This window comes from Roseburia hominis (assembly GCA_040702975.1).
GTDB classification, from domain to species: Bacteria; Bacillota; Clostridia; order Lachnospirales; family Lachnospiraceae; genus Allocoprococcus; species Allocoprococcus hominis_A.
This window is the reverse complement of sequence record CP159990.1, coordinates 2,417,805-2,436,903: the sequence shown is the minus strand read 5'-3', so window position 1 is coordinate 2,436,903 and position 19,099 is coordinate 2,417,805. Positions and strand designations below refer to the sequence as shown.

Annotated in this window: 17 protein-coding genes and 1 pseudogene; 1 reads left to right on the top strand and 17 read right to left on the bottom strand. The window is 49.5% G+C overall.

Annotated features, from left to right (window positions below; translation table 11 throughout):
* Positions 1-22 precede the first annotated feature (22 nt).
* From ABXS75_11225 to mgtE, 12 genes and pseudogenes are all read right to left on the bottom strand, one after another.
* Complete coding sequence (locus ABXS75_11225) at positions 23-1,417, bottom strand: 2-isopropylmalate synthase (GenBank protein XCP83650.1); 1,395 nt, start codon at positions 1,415-1,417, stop codon at positions 23-25.
* A 128-nt stretch (positions 1,418-1,545) separates the two neighbouring features.
* The gene (locus tag ABXS75_11220) at positions 1,546-2,016 is read right to left on the bottom strand and encodes a DUF1653 domain-containing protein (GenBank protein ID XCP83649.1); all 471 of its coding nucleotides are present in this window, start codon (positions 2,014-2,016) and stop codon (positions 1,546-1,548) included.
* A 44-nt stretch (positions 2,017-2,060) separates the two neighbouring features.
* Positions 2,061-3,275 carry a threonine ammonia-lyase gene (gene ilvA / locus ABXS75_11215; GenBank protein XCP83648.1) on the bottom strand — a complete coding sequence of 405 codons (1,215 nt, stop codon included), beginning with the start codon at positions 3,273-3,275 and terminating at the stop codon, positions 2,061-2,063.
* Positions 3,269-4,219, bottom strand: a complete 951-nt coding sequence (gene ftsY / locus ABXS75_11210; protein ID XCP83647.1) for a signal recognition particle-docking protein FtsY — start codon at positions 4,217-4,219, stop codon at positions 3,269-3,271. Before ftsY ends, ilvA begins: the two co-directional genes overlap by 7 nt.
* 13 nt (positions 4,220-4,232) lie before the next feature.
* Positions 4,233-7,794 (bottom strand): annotated as a pseudogene (gene smc / locus ABXS75_11205) (chromosome segregation protein SMC).
* Entirely contained in the window at positions 7,785-8,513 is a 729-nt protein-coding gene (gene rnc / locus ABXS75_11200; protein ID XCP83646.1) for a ribonuclease III, read from the bottom strand. Before rnc ends, smc begins: the two are co-directional and overlap by 10 nt.
* Positions 8,514-8,569: 56 nt before the next feature.
* Positions 8,570-8,800 carry an acyl carrier protein gene (acpP, locus tag ABXS75_11195; GenBank protein XCP83645.1) on the bottom strand — a complete coding sequence of 77 codons (231 nt, stop codon included), beginning with the start codon at positions 8,798-8,800 and terminating at the stop codon, positions 8,570-8,572.
* Between the two features lie 24 nt (positions 8,801-8,824).
* Positions 8,825-9,850, bottom strand: coding sequence for a phosphate acyltransferase PlsX (gene plsX / locus ABXS75_11190; GenBank protein XCP83644.1), 1,026 nt, complete (start codon positions 9,848-9,850; stop codon positions 8,825-8,827).
* 148 nt (positions 9,851-9,998) lie between these two features.
* Positions 9,999-10,178, bottom strand: a complete 180-nt coding sequence (rpmF, locus tag ABXS75_11185; protein ID XCP83643.1) for a 50S ribosomal protein L32 — start codon at positions 10,176-10,178, stop codon at positions 9,999-10,001.
* A 3-nt stretch (positions 10,179-10,181) separates the two neighbouring features.
* Complete coding sequence (locus ABXS75_11180; GenBank protein ID XCP83642.1) at positions 10,182-10,709, bottom strand: DUF177 domain-containing protein; 528 nt, start codon at positions 10,707-10,709, stop codon at positions 10,182-10,184.
* 138 nt (positions 10,710-10,847) lie between these two features.
* Positions 10,848-12,035, bottom strand: coding sequence for an acetate kinase (locus tag ABXS75_11175; protein ID XCP83641.1), 1,188 nt, complete (start codon positions 12,033-12,035; stop codon positions 10,848-10,850).
* Positions 12,036-12,157: 122 nt separating this feature from the next.
* Complete coding sequence (gene mgtE / locus ABXS75_11170; GenBank protein ID XCP83640.1) at positions 12,158-13,519, bottom strand: magnesium transporter; 1,362 nt, start codon at positions 13,517-13,519, stop codon at positions 12,158-12,160.
* A gap of 118 nt (positions 13,520-13,637) precedes the next feature.
* On the opposite strand from mgtE, the gene ABXS75_11165 reads away from it, so the two are divergent.
* Entirely contained in the window at positions 13,638-14,876 is a 1,239-nt protein-coding gene (locus ABXS75_11165) for a nucleotidyltransferase (protein XCP83639.1), read from the top strand.
* Between the two features lie 77 nt (positions 14,877-14,953).
* Here ABXS75_11165 and ABXS75_11160 read toward each other — a convergent pair whose 3' ends face one another.
* From ABXS75_11160 to coaE, 5 genes are all read right to left on the bottom strand, one after another.
* Entirely contained in the window at positions 14,954-15,823 is an 870-nt protein-coding gene (locus ABXS75_11160) for a DegV family protein (GenBank protein XCP83638.1), read from the bottom strand.
* A gap of 14 nt (positions 15,824-15,837) precedes the next feature.
* Positions 15,838-17,202, bottom strand: coding sequence for a PFL family protein (locus ABXS75_11155; GenBank protein ID XCP87141.1), 1,365 nt, complete (start codon positions 17,200-17,202; stop codon positions 15,838-15,840).
* A gap of 20 nt (positions 17,203-17,222) precedes the next feature.
* Positions 17,223-17,495: an ACT domain-containing protein gene (locus ABXS75_11150; protein ID XCP83637.1), complete on the bottom strand. Its 273-nt coding sequence runs from the start codon at positions 17,493-17,495 to the stop codon at positions 17,223-17,225.
* Positions 17,496-17,539: 44 nt separating this feature from the next.
* Positions 17,540-18,337, bottom strand: a complete 798-nt coding sequence (locus ABXS75_11145) for an MBL fold metallo-hydrolase (protein ID XCP83636.1) — start codon at positions 18,335-18,337, stop codon at positions 17,540-17,542.
* A 136-nt stretch (positions 18,338-18,473) separates the two neighbouring features.
* Positions 18,474-19,094 (bottom strand): dephospho-CoA kinase, encoded by a 621-nt coding sequence (gene coaE, locus ABXS75_11140; protein ID XCP83635.1) that lies wholly within the window; start codon positions 19,092-19,094, stop codon positions 18,474-18,476.
* Positions 19,095-19,099 lie beyond the last annotated feature (5 nt).

Sequence of the window (19,099 nt, the reverse complement as noted above, 5' to 3'; positions counted from 1 at the left end):
CCCTCCTCCTGGTGAGCTGGCTTTATATTTGCAGAGCAATCCCCTGCTTCTGGCAGACTTCCTGAATCACTGCAAGCAGTTCACCATCGGTCAGCACCGTTACACGGCCTGACTCATATTCTTCATCTACCCATTTCTTCACTTCTTGTACTAAAAGTGAGTTCTTATCCACCTGATTCTCTCCCTCCAGGTGATAATATGTATTAATCCAGTGGGCAATTCCCGCAAGGCCCGAGGTCTTGGATACTGCCACCAGCGGTGGTCTGTTAAGGAATTTCCCTGTATCAAAGATATTATAAATCTCTTCATTTTTCAAGAGTCCATCTGCATGAATTCCGGCTCTTGTCACATTAAAATTACGTCCCACAAAAGGAGTCCTTCCCGGAATATGATAACCGATCTCTTTCTCGTAATATTCTGCGAGCTCCGTGATCACGGTCGTATCCATGCCGTCAAGAGTTCCCCTTAACTGCGCATATTCAAATATCATGGCCTCAAGCGGCGTGTTGCCGGTCCGCTCCCCGATTCCAAACAAGGAACAGTTCACGCCACAGGCTCCATAAAGCCATGCGGTCGTAGAGTTATTGACTGCCTTATAAAAATCGTTGTGTCCGTGAAATTCGATCAGTTCACTGGGCACGCCGGCGTGATTCTTGATTCCATAGATGATGCCCGGAATGGATCTTGGAATCACTGCACCCGGATAGTTCACTCCGTATCCCATGGTATCGCAGACACGGATCTTGACCGGAATCTGATACTCCTCACTGAGCTTCATCAGTTCCAGACAGAACGGGATCACAAAACCATAAATATCGGACCTTGTGATATCCTCCAGATGGCATCTGGGGGCAACTCCGGTCTCCAGACATTCCCTGACTACTGCCAGATAATGCTCCAGGGCCTCTCTTCTGGTCATCTTTAGCTTATAGAAGATATGGTAGTCCGAGCAGCTGACCAGAATTCCCGTCTCTTTAAGGCCGATTTCTTTTACCAGTTCGAAATCCTTCTTACTTGCACGAATCCAACTGGTGACCTCCGGGAATTCATACCCCCGCTCCATACACTTATACACGGCATCGCGGTCTTTTTTGCTGTATAAGAAAAATTCACACTGACGTATCTTCCCTTTTGGGCCGCCCAGTCTGTGGAAATAATCATAAATCGTTACGATCTGCTCCGTAGAATACGGCGCCCTGGACTGCTGTCCGTCGCGGAAGGTCGTATCCGTGATCCAGATCTCGTCCGGCATGTCATGCGGAACGATCCTGTCATTGAAGGCGATCTTCGGAATCTCATCATAATGGAACAGGTTGCGGAAGACATTCGGAGTCTTAACATCAACCAGTGGATACATATACTCTTCGAGCTGCAATAAATTCGTATGATTATTTAAATATACTTTTCTGTTTTCCATGAAAACCACTCCTCATATGTTTTGTATAATTGTATACAACCATACAATCATTGTCAAGAGTGTTTCTTCATTTCGGCATTGTGACTGAGTCCTGTCCATTTGAGGACCATTTTTTATTCTATTTTATACTAGCGTTTTTCGTATTTCATGCGCGCACGCAGCACATGCAGGATATCCTGATACCGCATTTCCAGGGTCTCCTGGCACTCTGTCACGTCGAGGCTCTGCGCCGCGATCGCAAGAAAACGATCCGTCATTTCCTGCTTATGGGCCTGCAAAAATGCGGCCTTTTCTCTGCTGCTTCTCAAATCCAGGAATTCCAGGATCAGCCTCTGCTCCTCTTCCCCGCAGATCTTCTCTCCCTCTTCCAATTCGAACCTGTATTCCTGCTGTGCATCAGGATATTTCTCTTTGTCCGTCTTACTGAGGAACATGGTAAGCTCCCTCGCATAGACAGGACAATCCCCGTCACCCTCATCACTTTGGTAAATCACCAGTTCCTCCCCTGTCTCTGTGTGCTTTGCGATTGTGATGATGCGATAGCGATTTCCTTTAAAATGCCGGTAGCATTCTCCCGGCCTGGGTCGTCTTTTATTCATTATTTATTCTTCCCTTCTTCCCCTTATCGGGTCAACAAAAACTTCTAATACAATTTTGCCCCGATAGTCTTTGGCTTAAAGCCCTCATCTTCCAGCGCCTTTATGATCCGCTGTTTATGCTCGGTACCAAATGCCTCCAACGTGACACGAAGTTCCACCGCCGCATTCCGGTTGATGCTGACGAACTGGTTGTGCTCCAGCTTGATCACATTGCCCTGTTGGTCTGCGATCGTTTTTGCCACCCGCACCAGTTCACCCGGTTTATCCGGTAAAAGTACGGAAACAGAGAAAATCCTGTCTCTCTGAATCAGACCGTGCTGCACGACGGAGGACATAGTAATAACGTCCATATTTCCACCGCTTAAGATGCAGACCACTTTCTTGCCTTTGAAATCTAGCTGCTTAAGTGCAGCGACAGACAAAAGCCCCGAATTCTCCACGATCATCTTGTGATTCTCCACCAGGTCCAGAAATGCGCCGACCAGCTCATCGTCCTCCACGGTAACGATCTGATCCACATTCTCCATCACATAAGGCAGGTTGTTCTCACCTACGGTCTTGACCGCCGTTCCGTCTGCAATCGTATTGGCACTTGGAAGTGTCACTGTATGTCCGGCTGCCACCGCAGCAGTCATACTTGCCGCCTCCGCAGGCTCCACTCCGATGACCTTAATCTTCGGATTCAGCATCTTGGCAAGTACGGAAACGCCGGTGATCAGCCCGCCTCCTCCAATCGGGACCAGAATGTAATCCACCGTCGGAAGCTCCTGCACGATCTCCATCGCAATGGTTCCCTGCCCGGTCGCCACGTCCAGGTCGTCAAAGGGGTGTACGAAGGTATATCCATGCTCTTCGGCAAGCTCCAGAGCCTTGGCGCAGGCATCATCATATACATCGCCATGAAGAATGACCTCCGCGCCATAGCTCTTGGTCCGGTTCACCTTGATCAGCGGGGTGACCGTCGGCATCACGATCGTTGCCTTGCAGCCAAATGCTTTTGCCGCATAAGCCACGCCCTGAGCGTGGTTGCCGGCAGACGCGGTGATCAGCCCTTTTGCCCTCTCCTCCTCGGAAAGGGTACTGATCTTATAGTATGCGCCTCTCAATTTGTAAGCGCCCGTATACTGCATATTTTCCGGTTTCAAATAGACCTTACCACCGGTCTGTGCGCTCAGATATTCACTGAATACCAGTTTCGTCGGCCTGGTGACACGCTTGACAATCTCACTGGCCTCTTCAAATTTCTCCAACGTTAACATTCTTCTTCCGCTCCTTCTCCTGTTGTAAATAATGCATTGACAAACTCATCTGAATCAAATTTCTGTAAATCGTCGATGGTCTCACCGACGCCGATATATTTCACGGGAATGCCCAGCTCTGCCTGAATCGCTACGGCGATACCGCCTTTTGCCGTTCCGTCCATCTTCGTCAGGATAATTCCCGTAATATCCGCCACCTCGCTGAACTCCTTCGCCTGCGCCAGCGCGTTCTGTCCGGTAGTCGCATCAAGGACCACCAGCGTCTCCCTGTGTGCTTCCGGAAATTCCCGGTCCAGTACCTTTCCGATCTTCCGGAGCTCTTCCATCAGGTTCTTCTTATTATGCAGCCGTCCCGCAGTATCGCAGAGCAGTACATCGGCCCTCCTGGCCTTTGCTGCCGCCACGGCATCGTAGACAATGGCTGCCGGATCTGCGCCCTCCTGGCCGCCGATCAGGTCTGCCTCCGCCCGTTTTGCCCACTCTTTCAGTTGTTCTCCTGCCGCTGCACGGAAGGTATCCGCCGCCGCGAGAACGACCTTCTTTCCCTGGGAGCGAAGTTTCCCTGCCAGCTTGCCGATGGTGGTCGTCTTGCCCACTCCGTTTACCCCGATGACCAGAACTGCGGAAGTCTGCTCCTCGAACGCATAGGCCGTCTCGCCCACGTCCATCTGTTCCTTGATACTGTCGATCAAAAGCTGCTTGCACTCCATCGGCTCTTTGATATGCTGCTCCTTCACCTTGCGCCTTAGATCCTCCAGAATCCCGTAGGTCGCCTTGACGCCCAGATCGCCCATGATAAGAAGCTCTTCCAGTTCCTCATAAAAGTCCTCGTCAATTTTCGAAAAGCCATGGAAAATACTGTCAATCCCCGATACGATATTCTCTCTTGTCTTGGTAAGCCCGGAGACGAGCCGTTTAAAAAAACCCATTTTTTCCTCTGCCATAATACCCTCCTTCTTACTTATCCAACTGTTCTTCCAATAAATCTACGGATACCAGGGTGGAGACTCCCTTCTCCTGCATGGTGATTCCGTAAAGACGGTCCGCAGCCGTCATGGTTCCTCTTCGATGAGTGATCACGATGAACTGCGTATTCTTCGTCAGCTTATGTAAATATCCGGCAAATCTGGTCACATTGGAATCATCTAACGCCGCCTCGATCTCATCAAGAAGACAGAAGGGGGACGGCTTCAGATTCTGAATCGCAAACAGCAGCGAAATCGCCGTCAGCGCCTTCTCGCCACCGGAAAGCTGCATCATATTCTGCAATTTCTTCCCAGGCGGCTGTGCGATGATACGGATTCCCGCCTCCAGCACATCTTCATCGTCCAATAATTCCAGTGTACCCTTGCCTCCGCCGAATAATTCCTTAAATACATGATTGAATTCTTCGGCGATCCGCGCAAACTGCTCTGTGAACTGTCTGCGCATCGCTTCATCTAATTCCTCAATGATCTTTTTCAGCGTCGCCTCCGCCTCGACCAGATCATCATGCTGCCCTTTCAGGAACTCATACCGCTCGGAAAGATTTTTGAAATCCTCAATGGCATTGACGTTGACGGAGCCAAGGGATTTGATCTCTGCCTTAATCGCCTGAATCCGTTTCTTCATGAGCGAAAGATCGGTCAGATTCTCATCACGAAGCTCCAGAGCACGATTATAGGTCAGTTCATACTCCTCCCACATATAATTCGTCTGTTTCTCTGAAGCCTCCTCCAGAGCCTCCCTGCGGCTGGTAAGACGAAACACTTCCTTATCCAGGTCTGCCATATGCCGGGACAGCTCCTCCCTCTTTCCGAGAAAGGCTTTATTGCGGTTATTCAGCTCTTCCCGCTCTTTCTGGGAAGTGGCAATCTTTTCATTAATCTCTGCAAAAAGTTCCTTGGAATCCTCGATCGTCTGTCGAATGCTTTCGATCTCCTCCTCTTTTTGCCGGATCTCCCCGCTGGTCTCGCCTTTATTGGCGTCAATCTGACGCAGCTCCTGGTTGAACCGCTCTATCTCTTCCCGAATACGTTCGTGATTCTCGGTAATAAATGCATTCTTCTGCTCCAGAGCTGCCAGTGACAGGTGCACGTCCTCATTCTCTTTGACCTTGATGCTCTCCGTCTCTCTTAAAAGCTCCAGCTTTGCCTGCAGATCATTTACGGTAGAGGCGGCCTCTTTTTCTAACTGCTCACTGGTCTCAAGCTCGACCTGAATCGAATCCTGGTTCTCTCCGATTTCTTCGATCTGTGCGATAAGCCGCTCTCTTTCTTTTTGAATCGTCTGCACCGTCTCGGCGGTATACCTCTGACGCGATCTGACCTGATCCAGATGCATCTTGGCCGTATTCTGTGTGACGTAATCCTTTTGGAAGCTGCTGCTGGATCTCCTCGACTTTATTATAAAATCCTGCCCGCCTTTGGCGGATCTCCTCCAGCGCGCTCTGCGCCTCCTGCATTTCCTTTTTCAGAAGAAGCACCGTCTTTTCAAATTCTTCGATTTCTCTGCGTCTGCTGAGCAGATTGCTGGAATTCTTAAAGGCGCCGCCGCTCATAGAACCACCCGGGCTGATCAGTTCCCCTTCCAGGGTGACGATCCGCAAAGACTGCCTGTATTTTCTCGCTAGCGTGATACCGGTATCAATATGATCCACGACCAGGGTCCTGCCCAGCAGATTCTCCGCCAGCTTCTCGTATTTTTGTTCCACGCTCACCAGACGGTCCGCGGTTCCTATTACCCCCGGCTCCTTCATAGCTTCCGGCCTTGCGATCCCCTGTCCGCCGCGGATCGCCGTAAGCGGAAGGAAGGTCGCTCGTCCAAACTTATGCTGCTTCAGATAGGAAATCATGCGTTTTGCCGTCTCCTCATCGGAAGTCACGATATTCTGAATGCTGCCGCCCAGCGCCGTCTCGATCGCGATCTCATACCGCTTCTCTACTTTGATGATATCTGCAACGACGCCGAGAATCCCCGGCTGCACTTTTTTCTGTTCCATTACCTTGCGGATACTGCCGCCATACCCATCATAACGTTCCGTAATATTTTTCAGGGATTCCAGACGGGAAGCCTCTCTGTGGTAGGCACTTTGCCCGATCTGGAGCTGCTGGCTCTTCTGGGTGATCTCTTTTTGAAGGGTCTCGATCTGCGCCTCATACTGCTTGATCTCCTGCACCTGATCCGCGATCTTGCCGGAAATGCCGCGCAGTTCCTCCTCATAAACGGACTCCTGCTGCTTCTGCTTACGCATCTCGCTGTCCGCCTCCAGAAGCTGCTTGTTAAACTGCGCCCTCTGCACACGGATCTGGCCAAGCATCGTCTCATAATGCTGAATCTTCGCCGTGGTAGAGGCCCTGCTATTCAAAATCTCACGGATCTCACTTTGATTCCGGTCAATCTGCCCCGTCATGTCTGCGATCTGGGACTGTACCTCTATCAGTTCTTCCCTGGCCTTTTCCTGCCGTTTTTTCTCATCAGAAAGTTTTCCGGAGACCACTTCCCTCTCGCGGCTTAAGGATTCCATCTGCTGTTCCCTGATCGCCAGTTCCCCATAGATATCCCGCGCGCGCTGTTCATAATGTTCGTCATTCGTGCGGGCACTCCTTATCTGCTCCTTCAAAAGAGCGATCTGGCTCTCCAACTGCTGCTTTAACAGCGTCGTCTCATTCAGCTGGCCTCTTGCACGCTCAATCTCCGCGTCGATCATATCCACCTTCTCCTCGATGGCTTCATACTCCGCCTTCATGTCCGCATATTTCTGCGTCGCCTCATCAAGTTCATTCTGAGAGATCGCAAGGTTCTTGTCCAGCTCTTTCATCTGTTCCTTTAATCTTGTCGTCTCAAGCAGGAACATATTGATATCGTACCGTTTTAACTCTTCTCTCTTCTTTAAGTATTCCCGTGCCGTCTCCGCCTGCCTTTTAAGCGGACCGAACTGCTTCTCCAGCTCGCCCAAAATGTCGTTCACACGGACAAGATTCTGCTGTTCTTCCTCCAGCTTCTTAAGAGACATATTCTTGCGGCGTTTGAACTTTACGATTCCTGCCGCCTCATCGAACAGCTCCCTTCTCTCCTCCGGTTTTCCACTCAGGATCTTATCGATCTGTCCCTGGCCGATAATAGAGTACCCCTCTTTTCCGATACCGGTGTCGTAGAACATCTCATTGATATCCTTCAGACGGCAGGTGCTGCCGTTGATCAGGTATTCACTTTCTCCCGAACGGTAGAGCTTCCTTGTCACCTTCACTTCCTCGAATTCGACCGGAAGCTGATGGTCCGAATTGTCAAGCGTGATCGCGACCGAGGCATAGCTTAAGGGTTTGCGGTTCTCTGTCCCGGAAAAAATGACGTCCTGCATACTGCCGCCACGGAGCTGTTTGACCCGCTGTTCTCCCAAAACCCAGCGCACGGCGTCTGCCACGTTACTTTTCCCACTGCCGTTCGGTCCCACAATCCCGGTGATACCATTGTGGAACTCGAAGACGATCTTATTGGCAAAGGACTTAAAGCCCTGAACTTCTATGTTTTTCAGATACATACATCCACCTGATCAGCCTTTTCTTCTGCAGCCTTCCCTTCTCTTAGTTTCAGGATCGCATGAAACGCAGCCGCCTGCTCTGCGGATTTCTTCGTGCGGCCGCAGCCCTCGCCGTAACATACGTCTCCCAACAGTACCTGTACCTGGAATACCTTATTGTGGTCGGGGCCTTCCTCCTTGACAAGCTGATAATTGAGCTTGTTATCGTGACTTCCCTGAACCATCTCCTGCAAGATAGTCTTGCTATCAAAAAAGAGCCGTTTCCCTTCCAGATCGTTCATCACGAACCTGCTGATAAACTCTTTTGCATTAGCAAAACCACCATCAAGATAAATCGCCCCTATGAGCGCCTCCAAAGCATCTGAAATAACGGAAGCTCTCCTTCTTCCGCCCATGGTATCTTCCCCTCGTCCCAGGAACAGATATTTTCCAAGCCCCAACGCCCTTGCACAGTACGCCAGCGATTTCTCACATACCATACTGGCCCGCAGCTTGGTCATATCGCCCTCCGGCATCTCCGGGGTCGACGAAAACAGAATCTCGCTGGATATAAGTTCCAGGACCGCATCTCCCAGAAATTCCAGCCGTTCATTACAGTCATTTCTTTTCAAATGGTGCTCATTTACATAGGAACTATGCGTAAGCGCCTGGTTCAGAAGTTCACTGCTCTTAAAATGATACCCAATCTTCTCTTGCAATTCTTTAATGTCTTTGCTCATCTCTTCTCCTATCAAAGGAAAAAGCCCTTACACGGGCTTTTTCACTTATCCTCTGCCTAGTTCACAGCGTTCTTGATCGCCTCAACAGCATCACCTACGGTAGCAATCTTGTCTGCCTCTTCGTTATCGATCTCAATATCAAATGCCTCTTCGATTCCCATGATAATCTGGAAAATATCCAGCGAATCTGCTCCCAGGTCATCAACAAATGCTGAGTCCATCGTAATCTCATCTGGTTCAATCGTCATTACTTCTGCAATAATCGCTTTTAACTTTTCAAATTCCATAACTGTTACCCTTTCTTTTTCTGCTTATTTTTCAGGCACCGTCTCTTCTGCCTGAATGCATTCTCTGATTTTTTCATTGATATGCTGCTCCTTAAAGGTCAAACACTGCAAAATGGAGTTGCATACCTCTTTGGCTTTGGAACTGCCGTGCGTCTTTACCACCAGGCCGTTAAGTCCCAAAAGCGGTGCTCCGCCGTATTCGCTTGCGTCAAAGGATTTCATCGTCTCTTTCAGAGCCGGTTTCACAAGCAGACCACCGATCTTGCCGCGAAGACTTTGCATCATGCCGCCCTTGATCTTTGACACCAGAACGGCTCCTACGCCTTCAAACATCTTCAAAATGACATTTCCCACAAAGGCCTCACAGACTACCACGTCTGCCTGGCCGTGAGGAATCTCTCTTGCCTCGATGCTTCCCGTAAAGTTAATGTCCCTGCATTCTTTCAAAAGCGGAAAGGTCTCTTTTACCAGGGCATTCCCTTTTTCTTCCTCCGCACCGATATTCACGATACCCACAGTGGGATTCTTAATTCCCATCACATGCTCCATGTAAATAGACCCCATCTTGGCGAACTGCACCAGATGAGAAGGCCGGGCGTCGACGTTCGCCCCGCAGTCTATCAGCAGTGAGAATCCCCTCTCTGTAGGAATCAGTGGTGCCAAAGGTGGTCTCTCCACACCCTTGATGCGCCCCACAAGAAGCTGGCCTCCTGCGAGCACTGCTCCGGAGCTTCCCGCGGAAACAAATGCGTCCGCTTCGTTGTTCTTCACCATCTTAAGTCCGACTACGATGGAAGAATCCTTCTTTCTGCGGATTGCCATGACCGGGGGTTCGGCTGTCTCGATCACCTCAGTGGCATTCCTGATGGTGATCTGTTCCTTATTGTAGGTATATGCTGCAAGCTCTCTTTCTATAAGCTCTTCCTTACCAACAAGGATCACCTGAATGTCACTGTTCTTCTGAACCGCATCTACGGCACCTTTTACAATCTCCTGCGGCGCGTTGTCGCCACCCATAGCGTCCAGCGCCACCTTCGTTATTTCCTTCATACTGTTTCCCTCCCAGCATTACTAAAACCTATTCTACTAAACATCATTCTAAAAATCAATAGGACGGATTATTTTTTCTATAACAGAAACTAAAAGAAGGATCTCCAGATATCTCTGAAAATCCTTCCTCTTCCTCACATTGTCTCAATTACTCAACAGTGATGATTTCTTTTTTATTGTATGATCCGCAAGCCTTGCAAACTCTGTGCGGCATCATAAGAGCTCCACATTTGCTGCATTTCACCAGGTTCGGTGCGCTCATCTTCCAGTTCGCTCTTCTTTTGTCTCTTCTTGCTTTAGAAGATTTATTCTTTGGACAAATTGACATAGGTTACACCTCCTTAAAATTCTTAAAGACATCGCGGATAACTGACATTCTGGGGTCCAGCCCCGTGTCTTCGCAGCTGCATGTCCCCTCGTTGAGGTTCTGTCCACACTCACTGCAAATCCCCCTGCAGTCTTCTCTGCATAGAACTTTCGTCGGCCACCCTACTAAAATCTCGTTGTAGAGCAGTTGCTCCACATCAAGATGATATCCGTCAATATAATTCGCTTCATCGGAATCGTCATAGTCCGTCTCGCATGCAGGATCCGTATTCACATTCTTCTCAAAAGACAGCTCCAGTGTCTCGGTCACGTCCGTCAGACACCGGTCACACGGAATCACTACCGTCAGCCGGGCATTCCCTGTGATATGAAGTTTCTTCTCTCCGGCATATTCAATGCGAATCTCTACCGGCCTCATCTCTGTGATCGGGAATGTCCTCCCGCCGACCGAGACTTCCTTCATATCAGAAATAACCACGTCCTCAATGGTAGTATGCGGTTCGGCTAAAACTTCTGACAGGTTAATTATCATAACACATTACTCCTGTTCATACCTAGATTATTATATCATGTAAAATCTTTTTGTCAACCAGATTATTTGCGAATTTTAAGGTTTTTATGTCCTTTTTCGCTCCAAATCCACAAAATCACAAAGCAATGTATCACTGGTCTATACTAATGCTACTGTCTCTCTTGCGATTGCCAGCTCTTCGTTGGTCGGGATCACGAGTACAGTTACTTTGGAATCCGGAGTAGAGATCACGATCTCTTCGCCGCGTTTTCCGTTTGCTTCCTCGTCAATGGTGATTCCCAGATATCCGAGATAGCTGCAGATCTTTGCTCTCGTGCCTCCGTCATTCTCACCGATTCCGGCTGTAAATACGATATTGTCAACGCCGTTCATAGCTGCAGCGTAGCTTCCTACATACTTAGCTACACGGTATGCGAATACGTCCAGAGCCAGCGCTGCTCTTGCGTTGCCCTCCTCCGCAGCCTGTGCAAGATCACGGAAATCGCTGGATACGCCTGAGATGCCTTCCACGCCGGATTTCTTGTTCAGGACATTCATGATGCCTGCGATATCCAGGTCTTCTTTCTTAGCGATGAACTCCATGATGGCCGGATCCATATCACCGGAACGGGTTCCCATTACCAGACCTTCCAGCGGAGTAAGTCCCATGGAAGTATCTACGGATTCGCCGTTCATAACAGCGGAAATGGAAGAACCGTTTCCAAGGTGGCACACGATCGTCTTGGTCGCATCATACGGTTTGCCAAGGAACTCAGCAACTCTCTTGGATACGAAGCTGTGGCTTGTTCCGTGGAATCCGTAACGTCTTACTTTGTATTTCTCATAATACTCATACGGCAGTCCATACATATACGCCTTCTCCGGCATAGTCTGATGGAAAGCGGTGTCGAATACTGCTACCTGCGGAGTTCCCGGCATCAGGGATTCACATGCCGCGATACCGATCAGGTTCGCCGGGTTATGAAGCGGTGCAAGATCATTACACTCTTCGATTGCTTTCTTTACTTCCTCTGTCACAACAACAGACTTGGAGAACTTCTCTCCGCCATGTACAACGCGGTGTCCGACAGCTCCAATCTCATCAAGACTCTTTACTACGCCTGTCTCACTGTTCGTCAGAGCATCGATCACGAACTGAATCGCCTCGGTATGAGTCGGCATAGCCAGATTCGTTACAGCCTTTTCCCCGCCGGCCGGCTGATAGGTAAGTCTTCCGTCAATACCAATTCTTTCGCAAAGTCCCTTTGCCAGAACGCCCTCTGATTCCGAATTGATGAGCTGGAATTTCAAAGAGGAACTTCCGCAGTTGATTACTAATACATTCATAGTGTTTCTCCCTTCTTATATCACATAATTTTCAATATAGATTGAAAATCAGCACTCCTTTTTCCATTATAACGCATAAAAATATCGGGGACAAGATATGTTATTTTTTTGACAGTTTTTTCTCAAATTAGTCCCCCAAGCTGTGGGAACACCTGCATGACAACGGTAAAATAAATGAGAGTGGTTCCCGTATCCACCAGGGTTGTAATGAGCGGTGCCGCCATGATCGCGGGGTCCAGTCCGATCTTCTTTGCCGCCAGAGGAAGGGTACAGCCGATCGTCTTTGCCATCACGATCGTACAGATCAAAGTGATCCCAAGAGCCAGCGCCAGCATGACAGGACTTTCCACCTTGTCCTGGTACATGATCACCACCCGGATCCCGTTTACAACGGCCAGAAAAGCTCCTACCAGCGCTGCCACCCGTACCTCCTTAAATATGACTTTAAAGAGGTCCTTGAACCGCACCTCGCCTACCGTCAGACCGCGGATAATTAAGGTAGAGCTCTGCGAACCACAGTTACCGCCCGTCCCGGTCAGCATCGGGACAAACGCATTTAAGACCGGCATGGCAACAATCACCGGTGAAAAATGATCCAGCACCAGACCGCTGAAGGTGGCCGAGAGCATCAGGAACAAAAGCCAGACACTTCGGTTCTTTGCGTGTTCAAATACCGTCGTTCCAAAATAGGTCTCTTCGTTCGGCGTCACACCGGCCATCTTACTGATATCCTCGGTGGCCTCGTCCTGCAGGACAAGCATAGCGTCGTCTACCGTTACGATTCCCACCATGCACATCTCGTGGTCCACGATCGGGATTGCCACAAGTCCGTATCGCCTGATGGTGCTTGCCACCTCCTCCTGATCGTCCGTCGTGTGTGCGTACAGAATATTCGTATCCATGATCTCTTCCATGGTACGGTTCTCACTGCTGGTGAGAAGATCTTTGATATCTACAACGCCGATCAGCTTCCGCTTCTCCGTAATATACAGGGTATAGATCGTCTCCCGGTTGAGGCCTACCTGGCGTATCTTCAGGATCGCATCTGCCACTGTCATATCCGGGCGCAGACCGATGTAATCCACATTCATGACGCTTCCGGCGCTGTCCTCCGGGTACTGCAAAAGGAGGTTGATCTGCGCTCTGGTATCCTCGTCGGTCGCCAGAAGAAGACGGTCTACCACATTGGCCGGCATCTCCTCCAGTACGTCGACCGTATCATCGAGGTACATCTCGTCCATGACCTCTTCCAGCTCGGAATCCGTCAGTGCATTGATCAGCGTCTCACGCATATCGCTGTTCATATAAGTAAATGTCTCGGCCGCTTCCTCCTTGGCAAGAAGCCGGAACAAGATGATAATCTGTTTTTCTTCCACTTCCTCCAGAAACATGGCGATATCCACGGGGTAATAATTCTCAAGTTCCTCTTTCAGTTCTTTATAGCGCCGTTCTTCCAGAAGCGAAAGTATCTTTTCCTGATCCATGGCACATTTCCCCCTTTTCTGTCGGATATAGTAAGCATAAGAGATTCTTTTGCATAAAATCTCTATATATAGTATAATCATTTCAAAAGCAAGTTACAAGGAGATTCTGAGAAAGAAAATGAAAATTGTCGGATTAATTGCAGAATATAACCCTTTTCACAATGGGCACCAGTATCATATCGAAAAAGCACTAAGACTGACGAATTCCGATGCTGCCATCGTTCTGATGAGCGGAGATTTCGTGCAAAGGGGAGTGCCTGCTCTCCTCCCGAAGCATCTCCGCGCTATGATGGCATTACGCGGTGGGGCCGGTGTGGTCCTGGAGCTTCCCGTCCTTAGTGCCTGTGGAAGCGCTGAGTATTTTGCCCGCGGCGCCATTTCCATTTTCACCAGTCTTAGGTGCGTTAGCAGCATCTGTTTCGGGAGTGAATGCGGGGATATCAGGCTGCTGAAAAAGGCGGCCCATATACTGGCAGATGAGCCGGAAGAATTCCGCCTTCTATTGCAGGAACTGCTCAAACAAGGCGTTTCCTATCCCCTGGCACGGCAGAAGGCCCTTCTTCAATATACCAAAGATCCGGCGCTTTCCGACATTTTAAAAGAACCGAACAATATTCTCGGAATCGAATATCTAAAGGCCATCGAGCAGCTTCACAGTCCCCTTGAAGCCCTGACAATACAAAGACACACGTCCGCTTACCACGATACTGACCTTTCCGACACTTACAGTTCGGCGTCAGCAATCCGCCAGGTTTTGGCCTGCCCGGACTATGCTCCCGAATGGGATTCGCTGATCGGCCAGGTTCCGTCCTCCTGTCATTTGCTGCTTCGCGAGAACTACAAATGCAGGTATCCCATCGGCGCCGACGATTTTTCGCTCCTGCTGAAATACCGGCTGCTTACGGAAACTGCCGAAAGTCTGAATCTCTATGCCGATATGACGCCGGAATTAGCCAACCGGATCATGCGAAATCAAAATGCGTTGATCACCTGGAATCAATTCTGTGATTTGTTAAAGACCCGGGAAGTGACGTTTGCCCGCATCAGCCGAATCCTGCTTCATGTACTGCTTGGGATCACAAAGGAGGAGGCAGCCTACTACCATGAAAATGGCTACGCCCACTATGCAAGAGTCCTTGGATTTGCCAGGGCGGACGCTGCCATCCTAAGCGAGATCAAAACGCACGCACAGATACCTCTGATCACCAGGCCTTCCGACCGGCCCCTCCTAAATGAGCGGGGCAATCGCATGCTGAACCTGGATCTGCTTGCTGCCAATTTGTATGAATCTGTGGTAACTGCAAAATACCACCGGCCTTTTATCCACGAATGCGTACAGCAGATTTGTATACTGTAATCCAAATAAAGAAAAATTCACCGCGTGAAAACACGCGGTGAAATAAATCAATCATTTTTTCCTAAACATACATATCTCTAAACATGCAGAATCTTCGTAACGGCGACTGCCTTTGCTCCCGGTCCGATATGGCAGGAAACACTGAGAGACAACGGGTCCATATGAATATCATAACCTGGAAATTCCGCTTCCAACTCCTTCTTCCACTCAGCCGCTTCCTCTGCCTTGCATGTATGAGCCGCGTCAAGATACAGATCTTTTGGTCCGTCACAATCTGCGAAATCCCTTGCAATCACATCTTTGATTGTCTGAATCATCGTCTTTTTCGCAGCTTTCCAGCCACGTGTCTTGGAAAATGCATCTAACTTCTCGCCCTTAATCCGAAGGACCGGCTTCAGATTAAGCACCGTTCCGATCGCAGCCGCTGCCGGAGTCAGACGTCCACCCTTTTTCAAATATTTAAGCGTATCCAGCGTGATATAGATATCGCTGTCAAACTTGGTGTCTTCCAGTATTTTTTTGATCTCGGCCGCAGTTTTTCCGTTCTTCACAAGTTCTATGGTTTCCAATACAGAGCGCCGCTGGGTAATGGAGATGCGCTGGTTATTTACCACCTGCACCTTTCCATCATAATCTTCTGCCAGCATCATGGCCGTCTCACAGGAACTGGAAAGCCCGCTGGACATCGGAATATGAACGATCTCATCGTATTCCTTCAAAAGCTCGTCCCAAAGCGCTGTCACATCTGCCGGAGAGGGCTGGGAAGTCTTAATATCCGCATTCCCTTCCAGACGCTGATAGAACTCTTCCTGCGTAAGCGTAATATCCTCCAGGAACAATTCTTCGTTGATATAAAACGGCATCGGAATCACGGAAATTCCAAGTCTTTTGCCTTCTGCCTGTGTAATCCCACTGTTACTGTCTGTTACAATCGCTACTTTCCCCATAGCTACGCTGCCTCCTAATTCTTAAAACTGTGTATTGGTGCCGGAATCCTTCCCTTCCGGCTGATAAATGTACTGCAATCAAATTCGTTCACCGGCATGATCGGCGCATATCCCAGCAGACCGCCAAACTCTGCCACCTCTCCGACATCCTTTCCAATGACCGGAATCAAACGCACTGCTGTTGTCTTCTGATTCACCATACCGATTGCCATCTCGTCCGCAATGATACCGGAAATGGTAGCCGGAGACGTCTTACCCGGAATCGCAATCATATCAAGACCTACCGAGCAGACACAAGTCATCGCTTCCAACTTCTCCATGGTCAGCGCACCGGCGTTCACCGCGTCGATCATTCCCTGATCCTCACTGACCGGAATAAATGCTCCGCTTAAGCCTCCCACATAGGAAGAAGCCATGACGCCTCCCTTTTTCACCTGGTCATTAAGCATGGCAAGCGCCGCTGTCGTTCCCGGTGCGCCAACACGCTCAAGTCCGATCTCTTCCAGAATCTCCGCCACGGAATCTCCCACATCAGGAGTGGGTGCCAAGGACAGATCCACAATTCCAAAAGGAATTCCCAGCCGCTTAGACGCCTCTCCCGCCACAAGCTGCCCGACACGCGTCACCTTAAACGCCGTCTTCTTGATCGTCTCACATAATTCCTCGAACCCTTTCCCTCTGCAGGATTCAATCGCTTTTTTCACTACTCCCGGACCGCTGACTCCCACATTGATGACCGCGTCGCCCTCCGTCACGCCGAGAAATGCACCCGCCATGAACGGATTGTCATCCGGTGCGTTACAGAATACCACCAATTTGGCGCAGCCAAGAGAATCCCTCTCGGCGGTAGCCTCCGCCGTCAGCTTTACGATCTCACCGCAAAGGCGGACTGCATCCATATTGATGCCGGTTCTGGTAGAGCCCACATTGATCGAACTACATACGCGTTCGGTCTTTGCCAGTGCCATCGGAATCGAGCGGATCAGCTCTTCCTCACTTTTTGTCATCTGCTTGGATACCAGTGCGGAATAACCGCCGATAAAATTCACACCGACGGCATTTGCCGCCCTGTCCAAAGTCTCGGCGATTGACACATAGTCTTCCGGACACTTGCATGCTGACCCTGCGACCAGGGAAATCGGGGTAATGGAGATTCGTTTATTTACGATCGGAATCCCGAATTCTCTCTCTATCTTTCGTCCCGTCTCCACCAAATCCTTTGCGACGGTCGTGATTTTATGATATATCTTCTCATTCAGCTTCTCCAGATTGGAATCCACACAATCCAGCAGGCTGATCCCCAGCGTTATTGTACGCACGTCCAGCTTCTCTTCGCTGATCATCTGGTGCGTCTCTGCTACTTCGTTAAAATTAATGATCATAGTCCCGCCCTCTTTTCTTATAATCTGTGCATTCTGAGAAAGATCTCTTCTCTCTGGCAATGAATATCTACACCGATCGTAAGTCCAAGATCCTGAAGCTCGACCGAAACAATATCCAGCTCTTTCGTTGACTTTTCCGCATCCACCACTGCCATCATATTAAAATACCCGTCAACGATCGTCTGGGAAATATCCAGAATATTAATGTTCGTCTCTGACAGATAGGTACATACCTTTGCGATAATTCCTACTGAGTCTTTGCCTACTACTGTGATAATACACTTTTTCATGATGCCCTCCTGCTCTGCTGTTTTCTACATTAAAGTTCCAATTACTACAATGAGATCACTTCTGAAATACTGTCGCGTTTTGCCACAGAAATCGGGATCTCGTCTCCCTTGTAAGGATTGTCCCCAAGTGTCACCTCCAGCTTGACCGTCTCATAGGCCAGCTCCGGATAATTATTCTCCTTACTTAAGTGTCCCAGAACCACATGACTGAGGTTCTCATGTAGTATATCACAAAGCAGCCTGCCTGACAATTCATTTGATAAATGTCCTCTGTCCCCCATTACACGCCGCTTCAGCGGATAGGGATAGGGTCCGACCTCCAGCATATGCAGGTCATGATTCGCCTCCAGAAGAAGCGCATTTACATTTTGCAGGTTCCTGACCGTATACTCGTCGTATTTTCCCAGATCCGTTGCGACCGCCACACATTTTTCTCCCTGGCTCAGCCTGAACCCACTTGGCTCGTTGGCATCATGAGAAATGTAGAACGGGTGAACCCTGATATCGCCAAGTACAAAATCCTCATCAAGCGTCACCTCACGGTAAAGCCCTTCCGGCATCTTCCCCAGTGCCCGGTACTCCCGGATTCCCCGCAGAGTCCCCGGGGTCGCATAAATCGGAATTCCATATTTTCTGCTGAATACTCCCAGTCCCTGAATGTGGTCCGCGTGTTCGTGTGTGACCAGGATTCCGCTTAATTCCTCCCCTTTTACGTCCAGCGCGGCAAGTCCTTCCTCCACCCGCCTCCTGCTGATTCCCGTATCCACCAGCAGATGTGTGTGGTCCGTTCCCACATAAATGCAGTTTCCACTGCTTCCACTGGCTATGCTGCATAATCTCATATGTATGTCTCTCCTTGTCAGTCTCGGGATTATCCACATAAATTGCTTCTAATCCCATAATTTTAAACATTTTCGGATTCGCCTGGCAGGTGAATCCACACAAATTTCCCATAAAAGGAATCCTGCTCTGCAGGATTCACCACCTGCGGCATAATTCCAAAGTGCCAAGGACTGCGCGAACCGCCGCCTCTATCTGCCGGGAGGTCTGCTCATAATCCCCGCTGTTTTCGATCACACGATCACAGCTTTTCCTAAATACCGCTTCCTTCGGCTGCGAGGCCATCATGGCCTCCGTCCTTTCCCTGCTGTATCCACGGGTGGCGGACAATCTGTCTTTTCGCACTTCCTCTTCTACATGAATATACCAGATTTCATCCAGCATTTCATGATAAATTTTATCAGTAAGGAGCGCCGCCTCCAGCACAAAAAGGCGGCACCCATTTTTCTCTTCTTTTTCTATATCTTCCAGAATCCGCGCATTTACCGCAGGGTGTACGATTGCATTCAACGCCTCCAGTTCTCCCGAATCATTGAAAACAATTGCCCCCAGTCGGGACCTGTCGATCGTTCCGTCCGTATTTAAAATTTCCTCCCCGAACCTTTCTATGACTTCCCGATAACAGGCTTCCCCGGGCCTTTGCACCTCATGCGCGATCAAATCCGCCTGATAGACAGCTGCGCCGTACTTTCCCTTAAGCTCATCCAGAATCCGGCTCTTACCTGACCCTACACCGCCTGTAATTCCTATTTTAATCATCGTTC

Coding starts and splice junctions, on each gene's coding strand:
- ABXS75_11175 (XCP83641.1), bottom strand. CDS start 12,035: ATGAATGTATTAGTAATCAACTGCGGAAGTTCCTCTTTGAAATTCCAG.
- ABXS75_11160 (XCP83638.1), bottom strand. CDS start 15,823: ATGGGGAAAGTAGCGATTGTAACAGACAGTAACAGTGGGATTACACAG.
- ftsY (XCP83647.1), bottom strand. CDS start 4,219: ATGGCAGAGGAAAAAATGGGTTTTTTTAAACGGCTCGTCTCCGGGCTT.
- rnc (XCP83646.1), bottom strand. CDS start 8,513: ATGAGCAAAGACATTAAAGAATTGCAAGAGAAGATTGGGTATCATTTT.
- ABXS75_11165 (XCP83639.1), top strand. CDS start 13,638: ATGAAAATTGTCGGATTAATTGCAGAATATAACCCTTTTCACAATGGG.
- ABXS75_11225 (XCP83650.1), bottom strand. CDS start 1,417: ATGGAAAACAGAAAAGTATATTTAAATAATCATACGAATTTATTGCAG.
- ABXS75_11145 (XCP83636.1), bottom strand. CDS start 18,337: ATGAGATTATGCAGCATAGCCAGTGGAAGCAGTGGAAACTGCATTTAT.
- ABXS75_11220 (XCP83649.1), bottom strand. CDS start 2,016: ATGAATAAAAGACGACCCAGGCCGGGAGAATGCTACCGGCATTTTAAA.
- coaE (XCP83635.1), bottom strand. CDS start 19,094: ATGATTAAAATAGGAATTACAGGCGGTGTAGGGTCAGGTAAGAGCCGG.
- mgtE (XCP83640.1), bottom strand. CDS start 13,519: ATGGATCAGGAAAAGATACTTTCGCTTCTGGAAGAACGGCGCTATAAA.
- ilvA (XCP83648.1), bottom strand. CDS start 3,275: ATGTTAACGTTGGAGAAATTTGAAGAGGCCAGTGAGATTGTCAAGCGT.
- rpmF (XCP83643.1), bottom strand. CDS start 10,178: ATGTCAATTTGTCCAAAGAATAAATCTTCTAAAGCAAGAAGAGACAAA.
- acpP (XCP83645.1), bottom strand. CDS start 8,800: ATGGAATTTGAAAAGTTAAAAGCGATTATTGCAGAAGTAATGACGATT.
- ABXS75_11150 (XCP83637.1), bottom strand. CDS start 17,495: ATGAAAAAGTGTATTATCACAGTAGTAGGCAAAGACTCAGTAGGAATT.
- plsX (XCP83644.1), bottom strand. CDS start 9,850: ATGAAGGAAATAACGAAGGTGGCGCTGGACGCTATGGGTGGCGACAAC.
- ABXS75_11180 (XCP83642.1), bottom strand. CDS start 10,709: ATGATAATTAACCTGTCAGAAGTTTTAGCCGAACCGCATACTACCATT.